This is a genomic window from Halodesulfovibrio sp., assembly GCF_015482765.1.
Classification (GTDB): Bacteria; Desulfobacterota; Desulfovibrionia; order Desulfovibrionales; family Desulfovibrionaceae; genus Halodesulfovibrio.
Map to the genome: position 1 here is coordinate 1 of NZ_JADMLB010000031.1, position 21,138 is coordinate 21,138.

Consider the following 21,138-nt stretch of genomic DNA (forward strand, 5'->3'; position numbering starts at 1 on the left):
CTGGCGGAGAGGGAGAGATTCGAACTCTCGGTACCAGTTTTGCTAGTACACACGATTTCCAATCGTGCTCCTTCGGCCGGGCTCGGACACCTCTCCGCGTCGAGGTGGATATCTAGCAAACAGGGTAGTCCTTGGCAAGTGAAAAAGCAAAAAAAATAAAAAAAGGACGGCAAAAAAGCCGTCCTGATTGTTTATTCATGCTTGTGTGAATCATTTTCGTTAGTCGAGGAGCCTCCTCGCTTAAAGCCAGGACATCAGCCTCCGCCGTTGCGCAGAATTTTTGCTAAAAAATAAACAACAAAAATGAGCGCAATAATTGAAAAAATATGACCCATTGGAAAACCTCCAAAGCCTCCAAAAAATGAACATGACATGCCGTTGTTCCTTTGTGGTATATGTTACAACGAATGTTCATGGAATAGTCATCTGAGACTGCTGAGCTTTTTATACAGCTCAACACTGTATTGCGTTATGGAAACTGTAGAACAAGCATTCTTGAAAATCAAACAAAAAGGGCGGCAAAAATGCCGCCCTTTTATTCGCTATTTGCAGTTGTACTTTTTTTTATTCGCAGAACTGCATGAGCATCCTGACGAGGAGCCTCCCCGTCCGTCAAAGCTTATGCCTCACCCAGAGGGTTTATGGCCTTTTGGAACAACTTTGATGCAGACGAGTGCTATAACCACTAATCCCACGATTGGGATGATGAATTCAAGCATGCAAGCCTCCTTTCGGATTCTCCGCTACTTGATACCGATACCTACCACATGATAGCCGGCATCAACATGCAGAACCTCACCGGTAACACCGGAAGAGAGGTCAGATGCAAGGTACAGAGCAGAGCGTCCCACGTCGTCAGTGGTAACGTTGCGCTGCTGCGGAGCATTTTCTTCAATGTAGTTAAGAATTTTACGGAAACCGGAGATACCGGAAGCCGCAAGAGTCTTAATAGGACCAGCGCTGATAGCGTTGATACGAACATTTTTCTCGCCGAGATCAACAGCAAGGTATCGTACGCTGGCTTCAAGAGCTGCTTTAGCTACGCCCATTACGTTGTAGTTCGTGATAACTTTTTCAGAACCGTAATAGGACATTGTAATGATGGATGCATTATCTGACAAGAGATGCTCGAAAGCACCGCAAACAGCAGTCAGAGAGTATGCAGAAATATCCATCGCAAGTTTAAAACCGTCACGGGAAGTTTCAATAAAACGACCCTGAAGATCTTTACGGTCAGCGAAGCCGATGGAGTGAACAATAATATCCACGCCACCCCATTTCTCTTCAACCAATTTCACTGCTGCAGCAATTTCTTCATCGCTGCTTACATCACACTGGAAGATGAAATCGCCATCGAGCTCTTCACAGATAGGCTCAACACGTTTTTTCAGTGCATCGCCAAGATAGTTGAATGCTAATTTAGCACCGTTATCTTTGAACTGTTTAGCGATGCCGTATGCAATGCTTTTGTTGTTGGCAACGCCCAGAACGAGGGCTCGTTTCCCTTCAAGAAGCATATGAACTCCATTTCAGTTTGTCTGCGGGAAGCAGACATCTTCGGTAATTATTGTGGTTGCACTCGTTAGAGTAGCAGCGTTTGCCCTGTAAGTATAGTGTAAGCCTCAGCGTACTTTTTGCCTGTTTCGGCAACTACTTCTTCAGGGAGTGCAGGAGCAGGAGGAGTTTTGTCCCAGTCCTGAGCACTAAGCCAATCACGAAGGAATTGTTTGTCAAAGCTTGGCTGGCTCTGCCCAGGTTTGTAGCTGGACTGTGGCCAGAAGCGGGAAGAATCAGGTGTAAGAACTTCATCAATGAGGATCAGTTCACCATCAACAATGCCGAATTCAAATTTAGTGTCGGCGATAATGATACCTTTTTCTTCAGCGTAATCACGACCCTCAGAGAAGATCTGCAGGCTGACGTTAGCAACTTTTTCAGCAAGTTCTTTGCCGATCATTTCAGTTGCACGCTCAACGGAAATGTTTTCGTCATGATCACCAAGTTCGGCTTTGGTGGAAGGAGTAAAGAGCGGAGTCGGGAATTTTTCAGACTCAAGCATACCTTCCGGTAAATCGTAACCGCAAACAGAGCCGGTTTTGTTGTAGTCTTTCCAGCCGGAACCGGAAATGTGTCCGCGTACAATACATTCGATAGGAAGCGGCTTAGCTTTTTTAACAAGCACGGAACGGCCATCCAGTTCATCTGCGTATTTGTGCAGCGGCTCAGGGAAATCTTTAACGTCAGATGCGATGAGATGGTTGGCGATGATGTGCTCGAACTTTTTCATCCAGAACAGGGTAATCTGGTTAAGGATAACACCTTTGTACGGGATAGGTTCTGCCATAATCACATCGAATGCGGACATACGGTCGGTAGTAATAATAAGCAGACTGGATTCATCAATCTCGTAAATATCGCGGACTTTACCGCGGGAAAGAAGCGGGTATTCCGTAATAGTGGTCTTCGTAACGACTTTCATGTGAGAACTCCTGCAAGGGGCTAATTTTTTAAGCGTGTTTCAGCGGAACGGGCGTGTGCTTCCAAACCTTCAAGTCGTGCAAGCCGCGCAATTTTCGGCGCATTCTTTTGCGTGAAGGAAGCAGACGCAGCAATGATGCTGGATTTTTTCGTGAAGGTATCAACAGACAATGCTGAAGAGAAACGTGCAGTGCCGTTGGTCGGCAATACATGGTTAGGGCCTGCAAAGTAGTCACCGACAGGTTCCGGAGAATTAGCGCCCATAAAAATGGCACCGGCATTTCGGATTGTCGGCAATAACGCCCAAGGGTCTTCAACAATGACTTCCAGATGCTCAGGTGCAACATAGTTGGAAAGCTCCACAGCGGCAGCCATGTCCGGAGTAACAACAATAGCACTCCAGTCTTTAAGGGCTGTTGCAGCAATTTCATTGCGGGGGAGCGAACTTGTTTGCGTACCAAGCTCGTTGCGAACGGCGTCAGCAAGCTGCTGGTCGTCAGTCACGAGAATGGCGGATGCGAGCGGATCATGCTCAGCCTGAGAGAGCATGTCTGCGGCAATCTGCACAGGGTTACCTGTTTTGTCGGCAAGAATGAGAATTTCACTCGGGCCGGCAACCATGTCGATGCCGACAGTACCGATAAACAGGCGTTTAGCGGTAGTCACAAAGATATTTCCGGGGCCTGCAATAACATCAACAGCAGGAATGGTTTCTGTGCCGTAAGCAAGGGCTGCAATTGCCCATGCGCTGCCACAGGCAAACACATTGGTAATACCGAGATGATGTGCGGCTGCAAGGATATACTGATTCGGAACGCCGTCTGCACGTGGTGGGGAAACAACGCAGATTTCTTCTACGCCTGCCACCTGTGCCGGAATAACGTTCATAAGCATACTGGAGATAAGCGGTGTGTCGCCGCCTTGGCCGCCTGGAACATACAGTCCGGCGCGGTCAACAGGGCGAACAACCTGTCCCAAAATTGTTCCGTCTTCGCTTGTGGTAAACCAGGATTTCTCTTTCTGGTTTTCGTGGAACGTACGAATATTGTGTGCAGCTTCTTTGATAATATCAAAGTCTTCTGCCGGAATGTCCTGTGCAGCTTTAGCCAAAGTTGCTTCAGACACTCGCACCATATCTTCCGTAAACGAAGGGCAGTCAAACTTTTGCGTGTAATGAACAAGAGCCTTATCCCCTTCTGTATGCACATGATGCAGAATATCACGCACCACAGGTTCAACAGAATTGTCAGGGTTATCCCGTCCAGCGAGAAGTTCCCTGATTCCCTTCCAATCCTCTTTGGACTGGCAGCTGATCATACGACAGGGCATACTGGCTCCTAATCAAATAAGGTTCATAAAACTAAATCCGACGCCCCATCCTTATAAGAGGGTGTCGGAAAAGTCGAGCAGCATTACGATGATACAGAATGACACAGGTTGTCTTTTTAAAATTGATAATCCCAAAGAAGTACAGCACGGTACGCATCACGCGTATCAGACGTTCCCCATACTTGCGGGTCAACTTCAATATGAATGTAGCCGAGGCGTAAAATCAAATTAAGGTTTTCATAAACCTTTACTGTGGTTTCTGAATCAATTTCAATTAGCCAGTCCCGTTTGGTCAGATATGTTCCCCAGTTGTTTCTGTAACCTCCTTCGAGAAGTTCAGGTGAGAAACGGTTGTTTTTTACTGCATCAGTATCGTTTGTTCCGCGCATATAAAGAAAAGTACAGGCCGTGCTTACATCTTCAGCCAGTACCAGATGGTCTACTACGAAACCTAATGTCCAGCGTCCGGTGGTGTCTTGGATGAGTAAACTTTCTTCGGTTGTAATGGCATACTTGTAGTAACCAAAGTCGGTCAGTCCCCATTGGTTGGTCACAAAAGGCATTCGTCCTGCACCATCTTTGTAAGCATTACTTCCGTCTCCTGACCCCCACCAGCCTAAGACACCAACTTTCATAAAATCGAGTATCCAATCTATTCCTGCTAATAATACGGCTCCTTGCCTGCTCGCAGCATCTGTACCGCCATGGAGTGTTCCCCACATCAGGTCGGTTTTGAAGATGAGGTTAAACGGGCTGTGATATTGTCCGGAAAAGCCTGTCCAAAAGGCCCACGGATTGCCGGAAAAATCTGAAAACCCATTCCATAGCCCAATATTTCCGCCGTCTACCCATGCAGAACCTAACGGATCACCTGAAACGTCTTTGCCAAATTGACTGTAGGCGATATAAGGAGTGAGTGTGCAATGGTCGGGAGTGTAGTTGAAAGATGCAGCAAAAATATCCATAGTCTGATTTGATACGCTGTGGTCTGCATTATCGTACGGTCTTCCCCATAGGAGTGTACTGTTTATTTTTGGGGTAAGCCTGTAACTCATGGCGGCTCCTGCGATATTGTCATCAAGAATTATGGAACCGCCGACTTGATTTGGTAAATGGGCAGAAATAAGCCCTGCTCGAACTTCTAAAGGAACTTCTGTCGGGCGTACGTGAAGGTAAGAATAGGTCGTTTGAACGTTGACGCCGTCTGTACCGATTTGACCACCGGCAAATTCTGTGTCTTCTTCGTCAACGCCCCAGTAGGTATCTATTTCAAATAGTGTTGTTGCAGAAACAACCTCATCAGGGTTGATGGAAAATTGGAGTCTATAGTACTGCGCTGCTCTGAAGTTGTTGTTAATTTCTTTATCTGCATAGGGAGAGGTAAAGCCGAGAGTAGAACCGGTTGACCATTGGGTGAAGACTTGCAACGTTCCGCTAGGGCGTATTTTTAGAGCAACACATGGGGTAGCCTTACCGAATATGACGGTGAGAGCGACACATACTATACTGAAAACTTTAAAAAATGAATTCTTCATATCATAAGGTGTTGAGATTAAAGTCTATCATTAAAGTATGTATAGGCAGTATAGATGGAAATGATATTTATCAAATGTTGAAAGTATACAAAGTTAATCCCGACAGTAGGATATGAACGAAAAAGGTGATACACAGAAAACAATGGAACCTATCGATTTAAAAACCATTCCTGTTTCTCCGGGAGTCTATCTATATAAAGATGCAAACGGGCGCGTTGTGTATGTAGGCAAGGCAAAGCATTTGCGAAAAAGAGTTGCCTCATATTTTCGTCCGCCGGAGACACAAACTCCGAAAACTCGGGCAATGCTAAGGCAGGCGCAATCCATAACAACGCTGATTACTACGACTGAAAAAGAGGCGTTGTTGCTGGAAGCAAGCCTTATTAAAAAGCATCGTCCGCGTTATAATATTCTTCTGCGCGATGATAAGCAGTATGTGTTGTTCAAATTAAACAAGAAGCACCATTGGCCGAGATTGACACTGACACGTAAGGTTTTGAAAGATGGTTCCAAATATTTTGGCCCGTTTACGTCTTCACATTCTGCATGGGAAACGTTGAAAGCGATTCATAAAATTTTCAAACTGCGCCGCTGTTCGGACAGAGCCTTTTCGAACAGGGTGCGTCCTTGTCTGTATCATCATATAGGCCAGTGTCTGGCTCCGTGCTGCTTAGATGTTTCCCATGATGAGTACTCAGAGCAGGTTCAACGCGTTGAGCTGTTGCTGTCTGGAAAGTCCAATGAACTTGTAGATACATTGACTGAAAAGATGTTCGCTGCATCCGAAGCCATGGAGTTTGAGACTGCAGCGCAATTGCGGGATCAAATTAAAGCTGTTGAAGTAACCGTTGAAAAACAGGCTGCTGTTATCCCTGCAGCACATGACATTGATGTCATCGGGCTTGGGGAGACAGATAAGGGACTGGCGTTAGGGATTTTGTTTATCCGTAACGGTATTCTTATTGATAAAAAGTACTTCTTCTGGGCGGGGCTTGGGCTGGAAGAAGCACCAGAGTTGCTGCAAACATTTATTTCCCAGTATTACGGAGTTAACAGCTTTGTGCCATCCCGTGTTGTTGTTCCATGGGGGAATGATGTTTTGGGAGACGAAACAAATTTAGAGCCGTTGGCAGCTCATGCAGAAGCGTTAACCGAGCTGCGTGGTATGTTGGTTCGTATTGCACCGCCTCGAAATGACACAGAAGGTAAGCTTGTAACTATGGCAACAGCAAACGCTATTGATGATTCAAAGAACAAGCGTGCCGTAAGTCCTCTTGCCATTTTACAAAAACGGCTGGGCATGGCGGAAGAGCCATATCGAACAGAAATTGTTGATGTATCTCATACCTCCGGTAAAGATACACGTGTTGGGATGGTTGTGTTCGAAGGGGAAGCACCTGCAAAAAGTGAATATAGAACGTACGCCTTTTCAGATGAAGAAGGCGGTGGTGATGACTACGGTGTCTTGGCATTGTGGATGGAACGCCGTCTGAATTCTGGGCCGCCTTGGCCTGATCTTTTACTGATTGATGGCGGACGTGGGCAGTTGAATGCTGTGGTGAGTGTGCTGGAGGCTCATGGCAAAAGCGACTTGTGTACGGTAATTTCTATTGCGAAGGCAAGAAAAGATGAATCCGGCAGGGCGGATAGGCGAAAAGGGAATATTGAAGACAGAATTTTTCTTCCCGGTCGCTCTAACCCGCTTCAGCTGAAACCTGGTGCACCAGAGTTACTTTTGCTGCAACACATGCGAGATCTTTGTCACGACTATTCAATTGGAAGACATCGTAAAGCACGCGCAGGGCGAGCCATGGCGGGTGAACTTCAACGTATCCCGGGAATCGGCCCTGCAATGGCAAAGAAACTGTGGGCGCATTATTCGTCTGTAAAAGAAATGGCGGATGCAACCATTAAAGATCTTATGCGTATTGAAGGTGTCGGGAAGAAAAAAGCAGAAGCCATATACGAAGGCCTTTCAGTGTTCCGTTGATACTTTTTGATGAAGTTCTTCTTAAGTTATGTACTGCAAGGGAAAGTGTATATTGTACTTTTGTTTATAATAGCGTTCCCTACTACCTTTTCTAGAAAAATATCTTAATGTGTTGCAATTATATGCAAAAAAGGGCTACAAGTAGATTGATCGTTTTCAGTCAACCCAAATCGGGAAATGAATATTTAAAAATAAGAATTCCGATTGCGTTAGAAATAGGTTGAGTGTAGTTCAAAATGGCGTTATGTTAGCGCCCACTTACAATGTGAAATAAAACACTACTTTTTCAGAAATTTATACCAAGTTAATAGACGCAAGCTGTTATTTGGTGTAGTTGAAAAATTACTATTATATTTGGGAGTTTGTATAGGGTGTTGCTTTAATATGAACAGGAGGGGGATATCGTTACGTTAGGCGTAGTGTGACGATATACAAAGCACGTTGGCTTCTGCACGTTCTAGTCTTTTAGAATCTCATATGGCGTATTGAGATGTGATAGAACCGGGTGTGACTCCTCGTAGCAATGTGTAGGGAGAGTTATGATGCGTTCAGAGTTAACTAAGATTGTCCATGAACTGGTGTTAAACAGCCCAATTCCAGCAAAAGCACTCGCGAAAGAAATTGGCAAGCCATATTCAACCTTGCTTCGCGAAGTGAACCCGTATGATGCCGGAGCTAAGTTGGGTGTTGAAACCTTAATGGACATCATGAAGAAAACTGGAAACATTGAACCATTAGAGTACATTGCTCAAGAAATGGGATTTGCGATTGTAGATCCAAAACTTATGGCAGAGCCGAGTGACACTGCTAACCTGGCCGAAATTGCATAGCGAGCAATCACTATTGCAATCAGGCAGAGGTTATTAGTCTCTGTCAACCTTTTAAGAGACCTGTAGTAATACGGGTCTCTTTCTATTTTCTTAGGATGACAACCAATGAAAAAGCCCTCCAAAATATTTTGGAGGGCTTTTGTTTACAAGAGGCCTAAATGGAGCGTTCGATAATGCCACCGCCTAAAACGGTAAGATCTTCATCATAGATGCAGCATACCTGTCCACTTGCGGGAGGGGACTGCGGATCTGTGTACGTAACAAAAAGCATATCGCCCTCTGTACGGATTGTTGCAGGGATTGGCTGCTGGCGATAGCGTGTGCGAACAAGCAGATTTTTTCCCCAGTGCGTTTCGGCTACAAGGAAATTCATGTTGCTGACAGCACACCCTGTAGACAGTAACTCAGTCTTTGGGCCGACAATGAGCACATTCTTTTCAATATCCTTTTGAATAACATAAAGCGGCTCTTTCCATGCTATGCCAAGCCCTTTACGCTGTCCTTCAGTGTACTGCCATAATCCATTATGTTTTCCGACAACTGTGCCGTCTGCAAGTTCCATATTTCCGCCGGAACCGAGATCTGCACCGCGATTAATTAAAAAAGCTCGATAGTCATCGTTGGGTACGAAGCAGATTTCTTGACTTTCACTCGGGTATGCTGGAGCAATGCCGCGTTCTGCAAGTTCGACTTTAATGTCTTCCTTTTTCTTTTTCCCTAGAGGGAAAAGTGCCTTTTCAAGCTGTTCTTTTGGAACCAAAGAGAGAAAGTAGCTTTGATCTTTTTTGCAATCATGCCCTCGCGATAGTGTACGTCCGTATATCGGGTGATCCTCAAGTACAGCGTAATGTCCGGTCGCAATTTGATCTGCACCAAGTTTTTCTGCTTCGCGAAGAAGCGCCCCGAACTTCATTGTTGCATTGCATAATGCACAGGGGTTGGGGGTGCGTCCGTGAACATATTCGTTCATAAACGGGGCTACAACGCATTGTTCAAATTCTTTGTGCAGATCTACAGCATAGAACGGGATATCCAGTGCAGAGCACATGGCGTCAATCGCTTCTTCCCGCTCCTTACAAGGCTCAAGAAAATGCGCATGAAGTGCAAAAATATCGTGCCCCTGTTCTTTCAACATAAGCAGGGCGTATAAAGAGTCTGTTCCGCCGCTTACTGCAACTGCAATAGTCATAGCTATTCCTGAGCGTTTAATAAATTGCCTTTGGCGAGTTTAACAGGCGGCGTGCTACCTGCCTGTACCTCTGGCAATATTTGTTATTTGTTTTGAGACGAACCAGAACAATCTTTGATGAACTACCGGCGGTCTCTATGATCGAGAATTCTAAAATACCTGTTCCCAGTATTCGGGGTCAAGTGGCGGTTCTTTTGCATATGCAAGATGCCGCTTGCTCGAAGGCGTGGGAGCCTTCTTACAATTGGATACTATAAACAAGGGGAAGCCTGTGACCAGACTTCCCCTTGAAGGTATCATGAGTAGTGTGAAACTAGTCTGCTATAACCCTGCTGGAGTACCGAGTTTTTCAGTATTTTTTTCGAGTAGAGAGGCAACACTATAGAGAGTTGCTTCGTCAAACTCTTTACCAAGCAGTTGAAGACCTACTGGCATTTTGCTGTCTGCACCTAAACCGACAGGGAGGGATAAACCTGGAAGGCCGGCTAAGTTCAGAGAGATTGTGTAGATGTCCATCAGGTACATTTTCAGCGGATCGCTAGTCAGTTCGCCAACGTTCCATGCGGTGACAGGTGATGCAGGGCCTACGAGTACATCGCATTGTTCAAGTGCTTTCAGGTAGTCTTCACGGATAAGGCGACGAACCTGTGCAGCTTTTTTGTAGTATGCATCATAGTAGCCGGAAGACAATACATATGTACCGAGCATAATACGACGCTGTACTTCATCACCAAAGCCTTCGGAGCGGGATTTTACGTAGATATCAAGCAGATCCTGTGCATTGTCGCTGCGGTAGCCGTAACGCACGCCATCGAAACGGGCGAGGTTGGAGCTGGCTTCAGCCATCGCGATAATGTAGTAGGTTGCGATTGCGTAAGAAGAGTGAGGAAGTTCAACTTCAACAAGTTCCGCACCAAGCTCTTCGAGCTTTGCTACAGCTGCACGACATGCGGCTTCAACTTCACCGTCCAGACCTTCAGCCCAGAACTCTTTCGGAAGGCCAACTTTAAGGCCTTTGAGATCTTCACGGTTCAGCGCTGCAAGATAGTCATCAACAGGAACATCAACGCTGGTAGAGTCGCGTTCATCGTGACCTGCAATAACTTGGAGCATGCGGGCGTTATCTTCAACAGATCGAGTCATCGGGCCGATCTGGTCAAGTGAAGAGCCATATGCAACCATACCGCGTCGTGAAACTCGACCGTATGTAGGTTTGATACCAACGCAACCGCACAGACTTGCAGGCTGACGGATAGAACCGCCAGTGTCGGTACCAAGCGTACCGAATGCCTGAGAAGCAGTAACAGAAGCAGCGGAACCACCGGATGAACCGCCAGGGACTTTATTCAGATCCCAAGGGTTTTTGGTCGCTTTGTATGCAGAGTTCTCAGTAGAGGAACCCATAGCAAATTCATCCATGTTTGCTTTACCGATAAGAATCGCACCAGCTTCTTTGAGCTTTGCAATAGCGAAAGCGTCATAGAACGGCTCAAAGTTTTCAAGGATTTTAGAACCACATGTGGTTTTTGTTCCTTTGGTACAAAGAAGGTCTTTTACGGTGAGAGGAATACCCCAAAGCGGTTTGCTTTCATCTGGACCTGCTTCATCCATAGCGCGTGCCTGTTCAAGGGCTTCTTCAGCCTGTACAGAAATAAGTGCTTGAATGGAAGGTTCAGTTTCTTCAATACGCTTAAGACAAGCTTCTACAACTTCAGTAACAGTCAGCTCTTTTGCAAGCAGCTGGGAGCGGATTTCGCTCAGGGATTTTTCATACAAAAAAGACATGTTGTAAAAACTCCACCGTTAAACAATCTTTGGAACAATAAAGAACTGGCCGTCTGTTTCCGGTGCGTTGGAAACAATATCTTCGCGTTCAAAGCGTTTTTCCGCTTTGTCTTCACGCAACGGTGTCGGCTGTTCCACAGGACTGTACAACGGTTCAGTACCAGCGGTATCAAGGCCGTTCAGTGTGTCCATGTAAGAGAGAATATCTTCAAACTGGCCTGCGAACAGGCGCTGTTTTTCATCGTCAAGTTCAAGTCGGGCCAGCTTGGCAATTTGCGCTACCCGTTCAGGAGTAATACTCATAGAGGTCGTCTCCGGTTATTGAGAAGTGGCTGGCGTAGTTTCAAAAGAGAACAGGCCGGATTCTTCAGCCTCGGCAGTCTGGATAGACGAGGTACGTTCAGCAGTCTGCTGCTGTTGGTATTCGCCCAGTGATATGCCGAGTTTTTCAGCGTTTTTCGTATCTGCCTCATCCATCATCATCTGGATGCGTTCATCGTGACGAACACGCACGGTGTTTACACGGTTTGCAAATGATTCAGGATTTACCGGTACAAAACCATTTCTGGAAGGACGGAACAGGAACAGGTTTTCGGAGGCTTTACCGTCTGCATCCCATGTCATAGGAGCGATGCTCCAGTCCATGTTCTGTGCAGAAGCAAGGCTTTCGTTTACTGAATCGTCATCCCAGTCAGAGGACATGGAACCCATGCCTGCGGTGAGGCGGATAAAGTCGTATCCGAGACCAACCCATGCATCCGGTTTTCCGAGTCCGGCATCGTCCATTGCCTGTACCAGTTGCTTGGAAGCGTTGGTCGGCGTGAACGGATTCCAGATACCCGGGAAAACAGCCAGCTTGTAGTAGCGGGATTCCAGCTTTTTACCGGCGGATAATCCCTGTTCCCACAATGTCGGGCCGAGGAATACTGCGCGGTCTTCCTGATGGAAGAAGAAATGTGGAATAATAGATTCCATATTCTTCCAGCTGTCCGGAAGGAACACGGCCTTAAATGCCGGTTGGTAAGGCATATCTTCGTATTGGCCGGAGTTCATCTTGGCGTACAACGGATTTTCTCCATTCCCATTAACAGCTTGGAGTTCTTTGTTTTCACGGTCGCTTTTAATGAGAAGGTTTTTAACATCTTTAGACCAACCTTGCGGTTGCTTTGGTGTGTAGCTTGCTGTCAGTACAGGGTTTCCTGTCTGCTGTTGTGCAAGGTCCACAAAAAGCTGAGTCATATGCTTACCATAACTTTCATTAGGGTAGAGCGCCGCATAGTTGTTAATGCCCAGATCAAACTGTGTAAAGTTCAACAGAGCTTGGATCTGATCTTTAGGGCTTGAGAAGAATCTCCACGCATCTTCTCCTTCCGTACCTGCAGGAAGAGAAGAGAGGAAACAGAAGAACGCATGCTTTTCTGTTAAATCACGGTCGTAAATCTTACGGAAAATATCTTTTCTCAGGGGGCCACCAACTATGGTGAAGCCTTCTGGAAGTGCCGCAAGTTCCTGTTCCCATGTCGGGGATTCTGTATTGATCACTTTAAGAGCAAAGTTGTAGCCGCTGTTTGTCAGCTGCCAGTGTGCAATGCCGGCACCGCGAAGAATCTTCCAGCCAATTGAGCCGTAAGGGCCGGTAAGTGGAAGTGCCAACGCAATACCTTGGGTCGGTTCCCCGAACTCTTTTTGTAGCGGAGCAAGTACAGAATCAATAATGGTAGGGTCTGCAAGTTTGCCTAACGTACGAAGTCGCTCGATGGCTGCCCAGGCAGATGGCCAGTTTTGTTGATCCCCTGCTGCACGACGTGCTTTTTCAAGCAGGATAAGTGAGTAAGGGTACGTGATTTCGTTTTCAGGAGTAAGGTGACCTGAAAGCGTTGCAAGCTGTTGTGCATCAATGCCGTTTAACTCAGAGAAAAGACGGCGCTCAAGAGCTGCTTTGTACTTGGTGTTCGGAGCTTTTGCATACAGATCTTCCAAAGACGTTAGGGCTGCACCGGTGTTGCCTTTTTTCCACTCAATTCCTGCGAGGAGAAGAGCAGCATTGGCACGCATACCCCATGGTTTTGAAGTATTTCTGTATGTAGATTCTAAAAGTTCAAGAGCCTTATCCTGCGGGAGCTGCTTAACTGCAAGCACCCACGCATCTTGCCACTCGGTGCTTTCTGTAACACCGGGCTGGCTTTGTTCCCATCTGTCCAGAGCTTGTAATCCGAGGAAAGCTCTTCCACTTTTAATGGTGCTGAGCGCGAAGTAGCGCCATGCACTGCGTTTTTCTGTTGCAGACAGGTTCGGCTTTTGCAGAATTCTGTCGTAAAGCGCACTGGCTGCTGTGTAGTCTCCGCGGTCATAGGCGACCCGAGCCTGCTGATGCAGCTGGCTTGCGCCTGAAGAAGGAGTAGCTTGCGGAGTTATGATGACTTTTTTCCCACAACCAGTAAGAGAAGCCACAGTAAGTGCCATAACCATGAGTGTAATAATTACACCGCGTAAAGAAAAAGAAGATGTATATTTCATAGCATTATACCGTATAAAAAATGGCCTGATCCGCATAAGCGCGAATCAGGCCAAGGTAATCATAACAACCGGCAATTGCAAGAGCATGATGCGGGTAAGCGGTGTTATTACCCCATGCCGGTATTTGTGTAATTATTTTACTTCGGTGTAGTCAGCATCAACAACGTCTTCGTCGTCTTTTTTCTGCTGAGCACCGGCACCAGCGTCTGCGCCAGCACCACAGCCGCCACCTGCACAGCCGCCTTCAGCACCCTGAGCCTGCTGAGCGTAAAGCTGTTCAGCAAGTTTGTGAGATGCCTGTGAAAGCTCTTCAGTAGCTGCTTTAACTGCGTCAACGTCGATTTCTTCAGCTTCGAGAAGCTTTTTAAGGGCTTCTGCTTTGCCTTCGATTTCAGTTTTCAGTTCAGCGTCAAGTTTATCACCAAGCTCATTGATAGATTTCTCGGTGGTGTAGATAAGAGTATCAGCCTGGTTGCGAACTTCGATTGCTTCCTGCTTTTTCTTATCTTCATCAGCATGCGCTTCAGCTTCTTTAACGAGGTTTTCAATTTCCTCATCAGAGAGACCGGAAGAAGCGGTAATGCGGATAGACTGTTCTTTACCGGTGCCAAGGTCTTTAGCGGATACGCTTACGATACCGTTAGCATCGATGTCGAAGGTAACTTCGATCTGAGGAACACCGCGTGGAGCTGCTGGAATACCAGTCAGTTCGAAACGGCCGAGAGTCATGTTGTCAGACGCCATTGGACGTTCACCCTGCAGTACGTGAATAGATACTGAAGGCTGGTTGTCAGCAGCAGTGGTAAAGGTCTGAGACTTCTTGGTAGGGATAGTGGTGTTACGCTCGATGAGCTTAGTAGCCACGCCGCCAAGAGTTTCAATACCGAGAGAAAGCGGGGAAACGTCGAGGAGAAGAACGTCCTTAACGTCACCAGCAAGGATACCACCCTGAATTGCTGCGCCCATGGATACAACTTCATCTGGGTTAACAGAACGGTTAGGCTCTTTACCGAAGAAGTCGGAAACAACTTTCTGTACGAGAGGCATACGGGTCATACCACCAACGAGGATAACTTCGTCAATGTCGCCCTGCTTGAGGCCTGCATCGCTGAGTGCTTTCTGACAAGGGCCTTCGGTGCGTTTTACGAGATCAGCAACGAGGGTTTCCAGTTTAGCACGGGAAAGTTTAAGCATAAGGTGCTTAGGACCAGTCTGGTCAGCAGTGATGAACGGCAGGTTGATTTCGCTTTCCATGGAAGTAGAAAGGTCTTTCTTTGCTTTTTCTGCTGCTTCTTTAAGACGCTGCAGAGCCATGCGGTCAGCAGAAAGGTCAATGCCGCCGTTTTCGTTTTTGAACTCTTCAACAAGGTAGTTGATGATAGCGAGGTCAAAGTCTTCACCGCCGAGGAAGGTGTCACCGTTAGTTGCGAGAACTTCAACAACATTGTCACCAACTTCGAGAATAGAGATATCGAAAGTACCGCCGCCAAGGTCAAATACAGCGATTTTTTCGTTAGTTTTCTTATCGAGACCGTATGCAAGAGAAGCTGCAGTAGGTTCGTTGATAATACGTTTTACTTCGAGACCAGCAATTTTACCGGCATCTTTAGTAGCCTGACGCTGGGAGTCGTTGAAGTACGCAGGAACAGTAATAACTGCTTCAGTTACGTCTTCGCCGAGGTATGCTTCAGCATCAGATTTAAGTTTGCCAAGTACCATAGCAGATACTTCAGCAGGAGAGTAGCTACGGCCTTCTACTTCAACGTAAGCTTCGCCGTTTTTACCCTCTACGATTTTGTAAGGAGAGTGCTCAGCCCAACGCTGTACTTCTGGGGAGTTAAACTGACGACCAACAAGGCGTTTAACTGCGAAGATAGTACGCTCAGGGTTAGTTACAGCCTGACGTTTAGCAATATCGCCAACGAGACGTTCTTTATCGGTGAAACCTACAATAGAAGGAGTAGTACGGCCACCCTCAGGGTTGGTTACGCACTTAGGATCTTTACCTTCCATGATGTAGACACAAGAGTTAGTTGTGCCAAGGTCGATACCAATAATTTTACCCATGTTTAAACCTCCTCATGAGAAAACTCTCACGAATGTAATCTTAAATTATAAAGAACCAGAGTGCTCTGGCTTTTAGTCTTTGATGTTCCAAAATTTAAGCACGTTTTTTTTACGGGCAAGGGGCACATGTTATTTTTTTTGCATAAAGACGAGTCAAAAGGTGTGATTTAGAGTCTGTCTTATGTATAAAGTTTTTAAAAAACGGTATGTTGTGCGATTTTGGTCATATGGTAAAAAAAACTGAAAAAGTTGCAGAAAAGAGGAGCATAGTGCTGCGAACAGGATAATTCGCATACACCAGAGAATAAAAAAAGGCTGTCAACACGGAGTCGACAGCCATAGAATCAATGGTTACTGCATAAGATTATGCAGTCGCTTTGTAACGGCTACTTACCGCCGGAAACAATAACTTTAGCAGGACGCAGGAGACGGTCTTTCAATTTGTACCCACGCTGCATAACGTGTTTAACATGGCCTTCGGCTACTTCGTCACAGTTTTCCTGACCAACAGCTTCATGCACTTCAGGGTTGAACTCATCGTTCTTATCACCAAGAGGGCAAAGGCCGTGACGTTCAATTGCTTCAAGAAGGAGCTTTTGAGTCATTTCTACGCCGATGAGCATGTTCTCACAGCCTTCAAGGTTACGACCGTAGTCGATAGCAAGCTGAAGGTTGTCCAGAGTCGGGAGAAGATCGCTCAGTACAGATTCAGTTGCGTACTTGAACTGTTCTTCACGTTCACGCTGGAGGCGTTTTTTGAAGTTTTCCATTTCTGCAAGGCAACGCAGACGAACTTCTTCGGCTTCCTGCATGGTGTTACAGTCAGGACAAACGCGTTCTTTAGCGAGTTTTTGCAGCTCCTCATCAGAGATTACAATCTCGGTAGTCTGTTCCTGTTCAGCATTTTCAACTGTTTCTTCTGGTTTCACAGTATCTTCACCCATTCTGCTAGCTCCTTATATTCTTATGCTGCTTTACTAGATAAGTAAAAGCAGTGACGAATTATTAGTGCAAATATATTCTTGTCCTGAGTAACTCTTACTCAGGTTACGTACAACAGCGCGTGCTTGTTTACAGAGTATAACGGAACACAGGCTCCCGCATATCCTAGCACATCGTGAACAGACGGGTAACAACGAGGTAACTACCTGTCAAGATGCAGGGGAGTGAGTCGTTTCTAACTGTGAAGGTAATGTGTTGGATATGTTGGATTTTCTCTGATGAGTAATTGCGTAATATTTTGAGTCCTTCGCCGAAGTTTCGAGTCAATTGAAGTTCTGACAAAACAATTTTTCCGATCAGAGAGTAAAAAAGGACTGCCTTTGGATCAGGCAGTCCTTTATAGACAGAGTAAGCCGTATTGTTTCCCTATGCCCTCGTCTTTGTTGGAGCGAAAAGCCGGAAACAAGCTTCGTTGAGGAACGTCAGCTGCTATTTGAACAGGTTTTTCAGTCCTTTTTCAAGCTGCTTCAACGGGTTTTTGTCTTTATTCTCTTCATCCATGAGGCTTTTGGTAATGTCTTCTACAGAAGAACCAAGGAAGCGCTTCATGTCGATACCGTACTTCGGCTTTGACAACCTGCCGCTGATCACAACCGGAATTACCGGAACGTTGTCGAACTTAACATCTGCTTTATAATGAATAGAGTCAGAAGCAAGGTTCGCAAAACCGCTGCCTTTAGCATTCATCTCAGCAGCTTTCATAATAAAGTCATTATTAGATACACGTCCGTTTTTGGCAAACAACGTGCCTCGAATAACCTCATAAGGCTGTGCTGTCAGAGAGCTTTCAATTTTTTTACGAAGTGAGCCGTCAAGAACATCCAATGAACCTTTTGGTAACGCATCGAGTCCAGTGATGGTTCCGTCTGTGGCATTAAATGTGGCTTTACCGTTAAGGGTTCTGCTGACTGTTTCTTTAGTCATGCCATAGGCGGAAAGTGATGCGTTAAGGAATAGTTTGCCGCTGGCGTACTGTTTTCCGGCAAGTAGTGTTGTAATATTTGCCAGATTCATTTTGTCAGTGGTTAATTTTATGGAGGTAACAGGTAAGGTACCGCGAAGATCAGTTTTTACGGTACTGTTTACGTCACCTTCAAACACTGTAAAGCGAAGAGGGTTAACCGTAATGACGCCGTCTTTTCCGGTTCCTTTCGCAATAATGTTTGATACCGTCAGGTCTTTTACCACTACTTTTTTGATTGCAATATCAACAGTAGCATTGAGTTTTGCTAGGGTTTCAGGAGCGACAGCTTTTGCGATGTTTTTTTCAGCATTCCGTTCAACATTTGTTGTGCGTCCTTTAATAGCCGGTGATGCTACTCGGCGTTTTGGTTGCTGCTTTTTATTCTTTGCTGTCTTTTTCTCATGTTCTGAACTTTTACTTAGAAGTTCAGCCAGAGCAATGTACGGGTCAAGGTCAATCTGTTCAGCATTTAAGCGAAGACGAAGCTGAGGCTTGTTGCCGAAGTAGTATTGAAAATCACCATCTATCGGATAGCCGCCGAGACTTCCCTGAATATCGTTAAGTGCGAAAGTGTCCGGCACCAGCTTTACTTGTGTGGACAGAAGCAGCTCAGAGTTGTCATTTGCTGGTTGTGGTGGAGAAATTCCTAATGCTTTAGCAATCTTTCTGTAATCTGCTTCAATTGTAAGGTGTCCTTTCATATCAAGTTCATGTGCGTAGGCAGCTTCCCCCGTAAGTTTTACGGTGGTGTTGTACGCAGAAAGTTCACCCTTATGGACTGACACTGTTTTGTCTTTTAACTTTGCAGTAAGTGCAGAATTTAGATGAATACTTGCCTGTTTTCCTGGAAGATCCTTGCCTTTAGGTTCCATTGTTACATCAATATTTGTTACGTCAATGGTGTTGAAATCCATAGAAGGATTGGCATCCAAGGTCATCTGGAATGGTGCTTCAACTTCTGGTTTTTCCGAGCGAGCAATACCGCTGAGTTTTAATGTAAACGGCTCACCGGCTCGCAAAGCAGATGAGGTAAGTGACAGGTCATTAATGGAATATTTTGTTTTTTGACGAAGACTTTCGAAGGTAACATTTGTGTCTGTGACAGAGAGTGATTCAATAAGAAGTGCTGCAAGCGCAACAGATTCGGATTGAGCTGCCTTAGGTTTGGATTCAACAATCGACCCTCGGCGTTTAGTTTTATGCTGAGCATCTTTGGGTGGAGCAAATGTCCAGTTGTTTTTGCCGTCTGCATTTTCAATAAGATTAAGTGTTAATCCTTTTAAGATCACATCTGAAAATTCAACTTCACGGAAAAAGAGCGGCATGACTTTTACACTGGCTTTTGCCTGTGCCACAGACGCGAATGCTTCTTCAGGAAAACCATTAGGGTTTGTGATGGATATTTCACCGAGACTGACGCCGAACCATGGGAAGAACGTAAGGGACATATCCCCGTTAAACGTCAGTTCCCTTCCCGTGGCATCATAGACTGCCTTGGTAATTTCCTGTTTATAGTCATTGGGGTCGATAAGGGTGGTTAGTGAAACAGCTGCAATAATAAGCAGGGCTGCGATAGAACCTACGACTGCCAGAATAATTTTCGTTACGGGCTTCATATTAGAACTCTCTTGTTGTGGGAGAATATAGCGAATTGTGATTTTATGAGTATCTACAGTAAGTTCACATAGGAATATCTACAAACTTTATGAACATAGTATATGATATGTATTATGCGTGCATGTCAAATTTGTGCCGCGCGCTGTTCATCATGTGCCTTTTCATACTGGTCGGTAAAGAAAAAAATGAGTACATACCTTTCCATGAAGAATACAGTCACCACGTCGAAAACACCTTCACTTATGTTGCAGGGCACTAGTTCAAATGCTGGAAAAAGTGTGCTGACAGCAGCACTTTGCCGAATTCTTTTGCAGGATGGACTTTCAGTGGCGCCGTTTAAAGCGCAGAATATGGCATTGAACTCTTTTGTCACACCAAATGGCGAAGAGATCGGTCGAGCTCAGGCCGTTCAGGCATCAGCATGCAGACTAGAGCCTGATGTTCGTATGAATCCTGTTTTACTTAAGCCTTCATCTGATACAGGGTCGCAGGTTATCGTAATGGGTAAGCCTGTGGCAAATATGCGTGTGAAGGAATATGTAAAATACAAGCCGACTGCTTTTTCACATGTGCAAACTGCGTATGATTCCTTGGCTGAAGAACATGATGTTATGGTGCTTGAAGGCGCAGGAAGTCCCGCTGAAATTAATTTAAAAGCGCATGATATAGTGAATATGCAGATGGCGCGGTACGCACGGTCAAAAGTATTGCTTGTCGGCGACATCGATCGGGGTGGTGTTTTTGCTTCTCTCGTTGGGACAATGGAATTGCTCGATGCGTGGGAAAAAGATTTAGTCGCAGGCTTTGTGCTTAATCGTTTTCGTGGTGATGTTACACTGCTTGATCCTGCATTGGAGTTTACAACTGACCGCACAGGAAAACCTTTTTTTGGCGTTGTCCCTTACCTCATGCAGCTAGGGTTGCCTGAAGAGGATTCAGTCACCTTTAAGGAGTCCATAGGGCGTCAACTTCCCTTGCGGGATGATGCGTTAGATATTGTACTTATCGATCTGCCTCATATTGCAAACTTTACTGATGTAGATGCGTTACTCATTGAGCCAGATGTCTCGCTACGTGTTGTAAATTCGGTAGCACAACTGGGAAATCCGGATTGTATACTTATTCCGGGATCAAAAAATACGCCGGGTGATTTGAACTGGCTGCGCGAGAGTGGGCTTGCTTCAGCTGTGTGTGATTTTGCAGCATCAGGCGGAGTGGTCGTAGGAATTTGTGGTGGTTTACAGATGCTCGGTGAATCCGTTTCTGACCCGTCTGCTGTGGAATATGTAGAGCAGGGAGCAACAAGTAACGATGCTCGTATGCATGCTGTGCAGCAGGGGTTAGGTTTATTACCTCTTCGAACTGTCATGGGAGAGGAAAAAGTTCTTACAAGAGTTTCAGCAGTACATGCACCTTCGGGAATTAGCGTTTCCGGTTATGAAATTCATCACGGGATAACAGAGAGAACAGACGCTTTAGCTATGGAGGCGTCGATTATTCGTGAAGACGGAACGATAATTGGGTATGGAGTCGATGGAAGACATTCATTCCAGCAGATTTGGGGAACATATCTACACGGGGTGTTTGATGCAGATTCATTCAGAAGAGTTTTCATAAATGATTTGCGAGTGCGTAAGGGACTGGGACAGTTAGTAGGTGTGCAGGCTTCTTTTTCCATAGATCCTGCATTGGATAGATTGGCAGATACAGTGCGTGATGCTCTAGATATGCAAAAGATTTATGAGGTTCTTGGTCTGTAATATTTCCAAAAATTTCTTGTGAAAAAATAATGAGGCTGCCTGTAAAGGCGGCCTTTTTTATTGGTCGAGATAAAA

Annotated in this window: 14 protein-coding genes and 1 tRNA gene; 3 read left to right on the top strand and 12 right to left on the bottom strand. The window is 45.7% G+C overall.

What is annotated here, in order from left to right:
• Position 1: 1 nt before the first annotated feature.
• The 5 genes from QZY95_RS05070 to QZY95_RS05090 form a co-directional block, all read right to left on the bottom strand.
• Positions 2-96: transfer RNA gene (locus QZY95_RS05070), tRNA-Ser, on the bottom strand.
• A gap of 647 nt (positions 97-743) precedes the next feature.
• Positions 744-1,517 carry an enoyl-ACP reductase gene (locus QZY95_RS05075; protein ID WP_290920093.1) on the bottom strand — a complete coding sequence of 258 codons (774 nt, stop codon included), beginning with the start codon at positions 1,515-1,517 and terminating at the stop codon, positions 744-746.
• Positions 1,518-1,582: 65 nt separating this feature from the next.
• Positions 1,583-2,479, bottom strand: a complete 897-nt coding sequence (locus tag QZY95_RS05080) for a phosphoribosylaminoimidazolesuccinocarboxamide synthase (protein WP_290920095.1) — start codon at positions 2,477-2,479, stop codon at positions 1,583-1,585.
• A gap of 20 nt (positions 2,480-2,499) precedes the next feature.
• Positions 2,500-3,807 (bottom strand): histidinol dehydrogenase, encoded by a 1,308-nt coding sequence (hisD, locus tag QZY95_RS05085; protein WP_290920098.1) that lies wholly within the window; start codon positions 3,805-3,807, stop codon positions 2,500-2,502.
• Positions 3,808-3,923: 116 nt separating this feature from the next.
• Positions 3,924-5,342: an outer membrane homotrimeric porin gene (locus QZY95_RS05090; RefSeq protein ID WP_290920100.1), complete on the bottom strand. Its 1,419-nt coding sequence runs from the start codon at positions 5,340-5,342 to the stop codon at positions 3,924-3,926.
• A 142-nt stretch (positions 5,343-5,484) separates the two neighbouring features.
• Here QZY95_RS05090 and uvrC point away from each other — a divergent pair, with 142 nt between their 5' ends.
• Together uvrC and QZY95_RS05100 are read left to right on the top strand one after the other, a co-directional pair.
• Positions 5,485-7,332, top strand: a complete 1,848-nt coding sequence (uvrC, locus tag QZY95_RS05095) for an excinuclease ABC subunit UvrC (protein WP_290920153.1) — start codon at positions 5,485-5,487, stop codon at positions 7,330-7,332.
• 542 nt (positions 7,333-7,874) lie between these two features.
• Positions 7,875-8,162: a phage regulatory CII family protein gene (locus tag QZY95_RS05100; RefSeq protein ID WP_290920156.1), complete on the top strand. Its 288-nt coding sequence runs from the start codon at positions 7,875-7,877 to the stop codon at positions 8,160-8,162.
• A gap of 154 nt (positions 8,163-8,316) precedes the next feature.
• Here the strand turns inward: QZY95_RS05100 and mnmA are convergent, their stop codons facing one another.
• From mnmA to QZY95_RS05135, 7 genes are all read right to left on the bottom strand, one after another.
• Positions 8,317-9,351 carry a tRNA 2-thiouridine(34) synthase MnmA gene (mnmA, locus tag QZY95_RS05105; RefSeq protein ID WP_290920103.1) on the bottom strand — a complete coding sequence of 345 codons (1,035 nt, stop codon included), beginning with the start codon at positions 9,349-9,351 and terminating at the stop codon, positions 8,317-8,319.
• 321 nt (positions 9,352-9,672) lie between these two features.
• The gene (gatA, locus tag QZY95_RS05110) at positions 9,673-11,136 is read right to left on the bottom strand and encodes an Asp-tRNA(Asn)/Glu-tRNA(Gln) amidotransferase subunit GatA (RefSeq protein ID WP_290920107.1); all 1,464 of its coding nucleotides are present in this window, start codon (positions 11,134-11,136) and stop codon (positions 9,673-9,675) included.
• 18 nt (positions 11,137-11,154) lie between these two features.
• On the bottom strand, positions 11,155-11,439 hold the full coding sequence (gene gatC / locus QZY95_RS05115; protein ID WP_290920110.1) for an Asp-tRNA(Asn)/Glu-tRNA(Gln) amidotransferase subunit GatC: 285 nt from the start codon (positions 11,437-11,439) through the stop codon (positions 11,155-11,157).
• A gap of 15 nt (positions 11,440-11,454) precedes the next feature.
• Positions 11,455-13,653, bottom strand: a complete 2,199-nt coding sequence (locus tag QZY95_RS05120) for a penicillin-binding protein activator (protein ID WP_290920113.1) — start codon at positions 13,651-13,653, stop codon at positions 11,455-11,457.
• A 132-nt stretch (positions 13,654-13,785) separates the two neighbouring features.
• Positions 13,786-15,720, bottom strand: a complete 1,935-nt coding sequence (dnaK, locus tag QZY95_RS05125; RefSeq protein ID WP_290920116.1) for a molecular chaperone DnaK — start codon at positions 15,718-15,720, stop codon at positions 13,786-13,788.
• 386 nt (positions 15,721-16,106) lie between these two features.
• Positions 16,107-16,664, bottom strand: a complete 558-nt coding sequence (locus QZY95_RS05130) for a nucleotide exchange factor GrpE (RefSeq protein WP_290920119.1) — start codon at positions 16,662-16,664, stop codon at positions 16,107-16,109.
• A gap of 487 nt (positions 16,665-17,151) precedes the next feature.
• Positions 17,152-19,302 (bottom strand): AsmA family protein, encoded by a 2,151-nt coding sequence (locus QZY95_RS05135; RefSeq protein ID WP_290920122.1) that lies wholly within the window; start codon positions 19,300-19,302, stop codon positions 17,152-17,154.
• Between the two features lie 186 nt (positions 19,303-19,488).
• Between QZY95_RS05135 and QZY95_RS05140 the strand changes: the two genes are divergently transcribed.
• Positions 19,489-21,063 (top strand): cobyric acid synthase, encoded by a 1,575-nt coding sequence (locus QZY95_RS05140; protein WP_290920125.1) that lies wholly within the window; start codon positions 19,489-19,491, stop codon positions 21,061-21,063.
• Positions 21,064-21,138 lie beyond the last annotated feature (75 nt).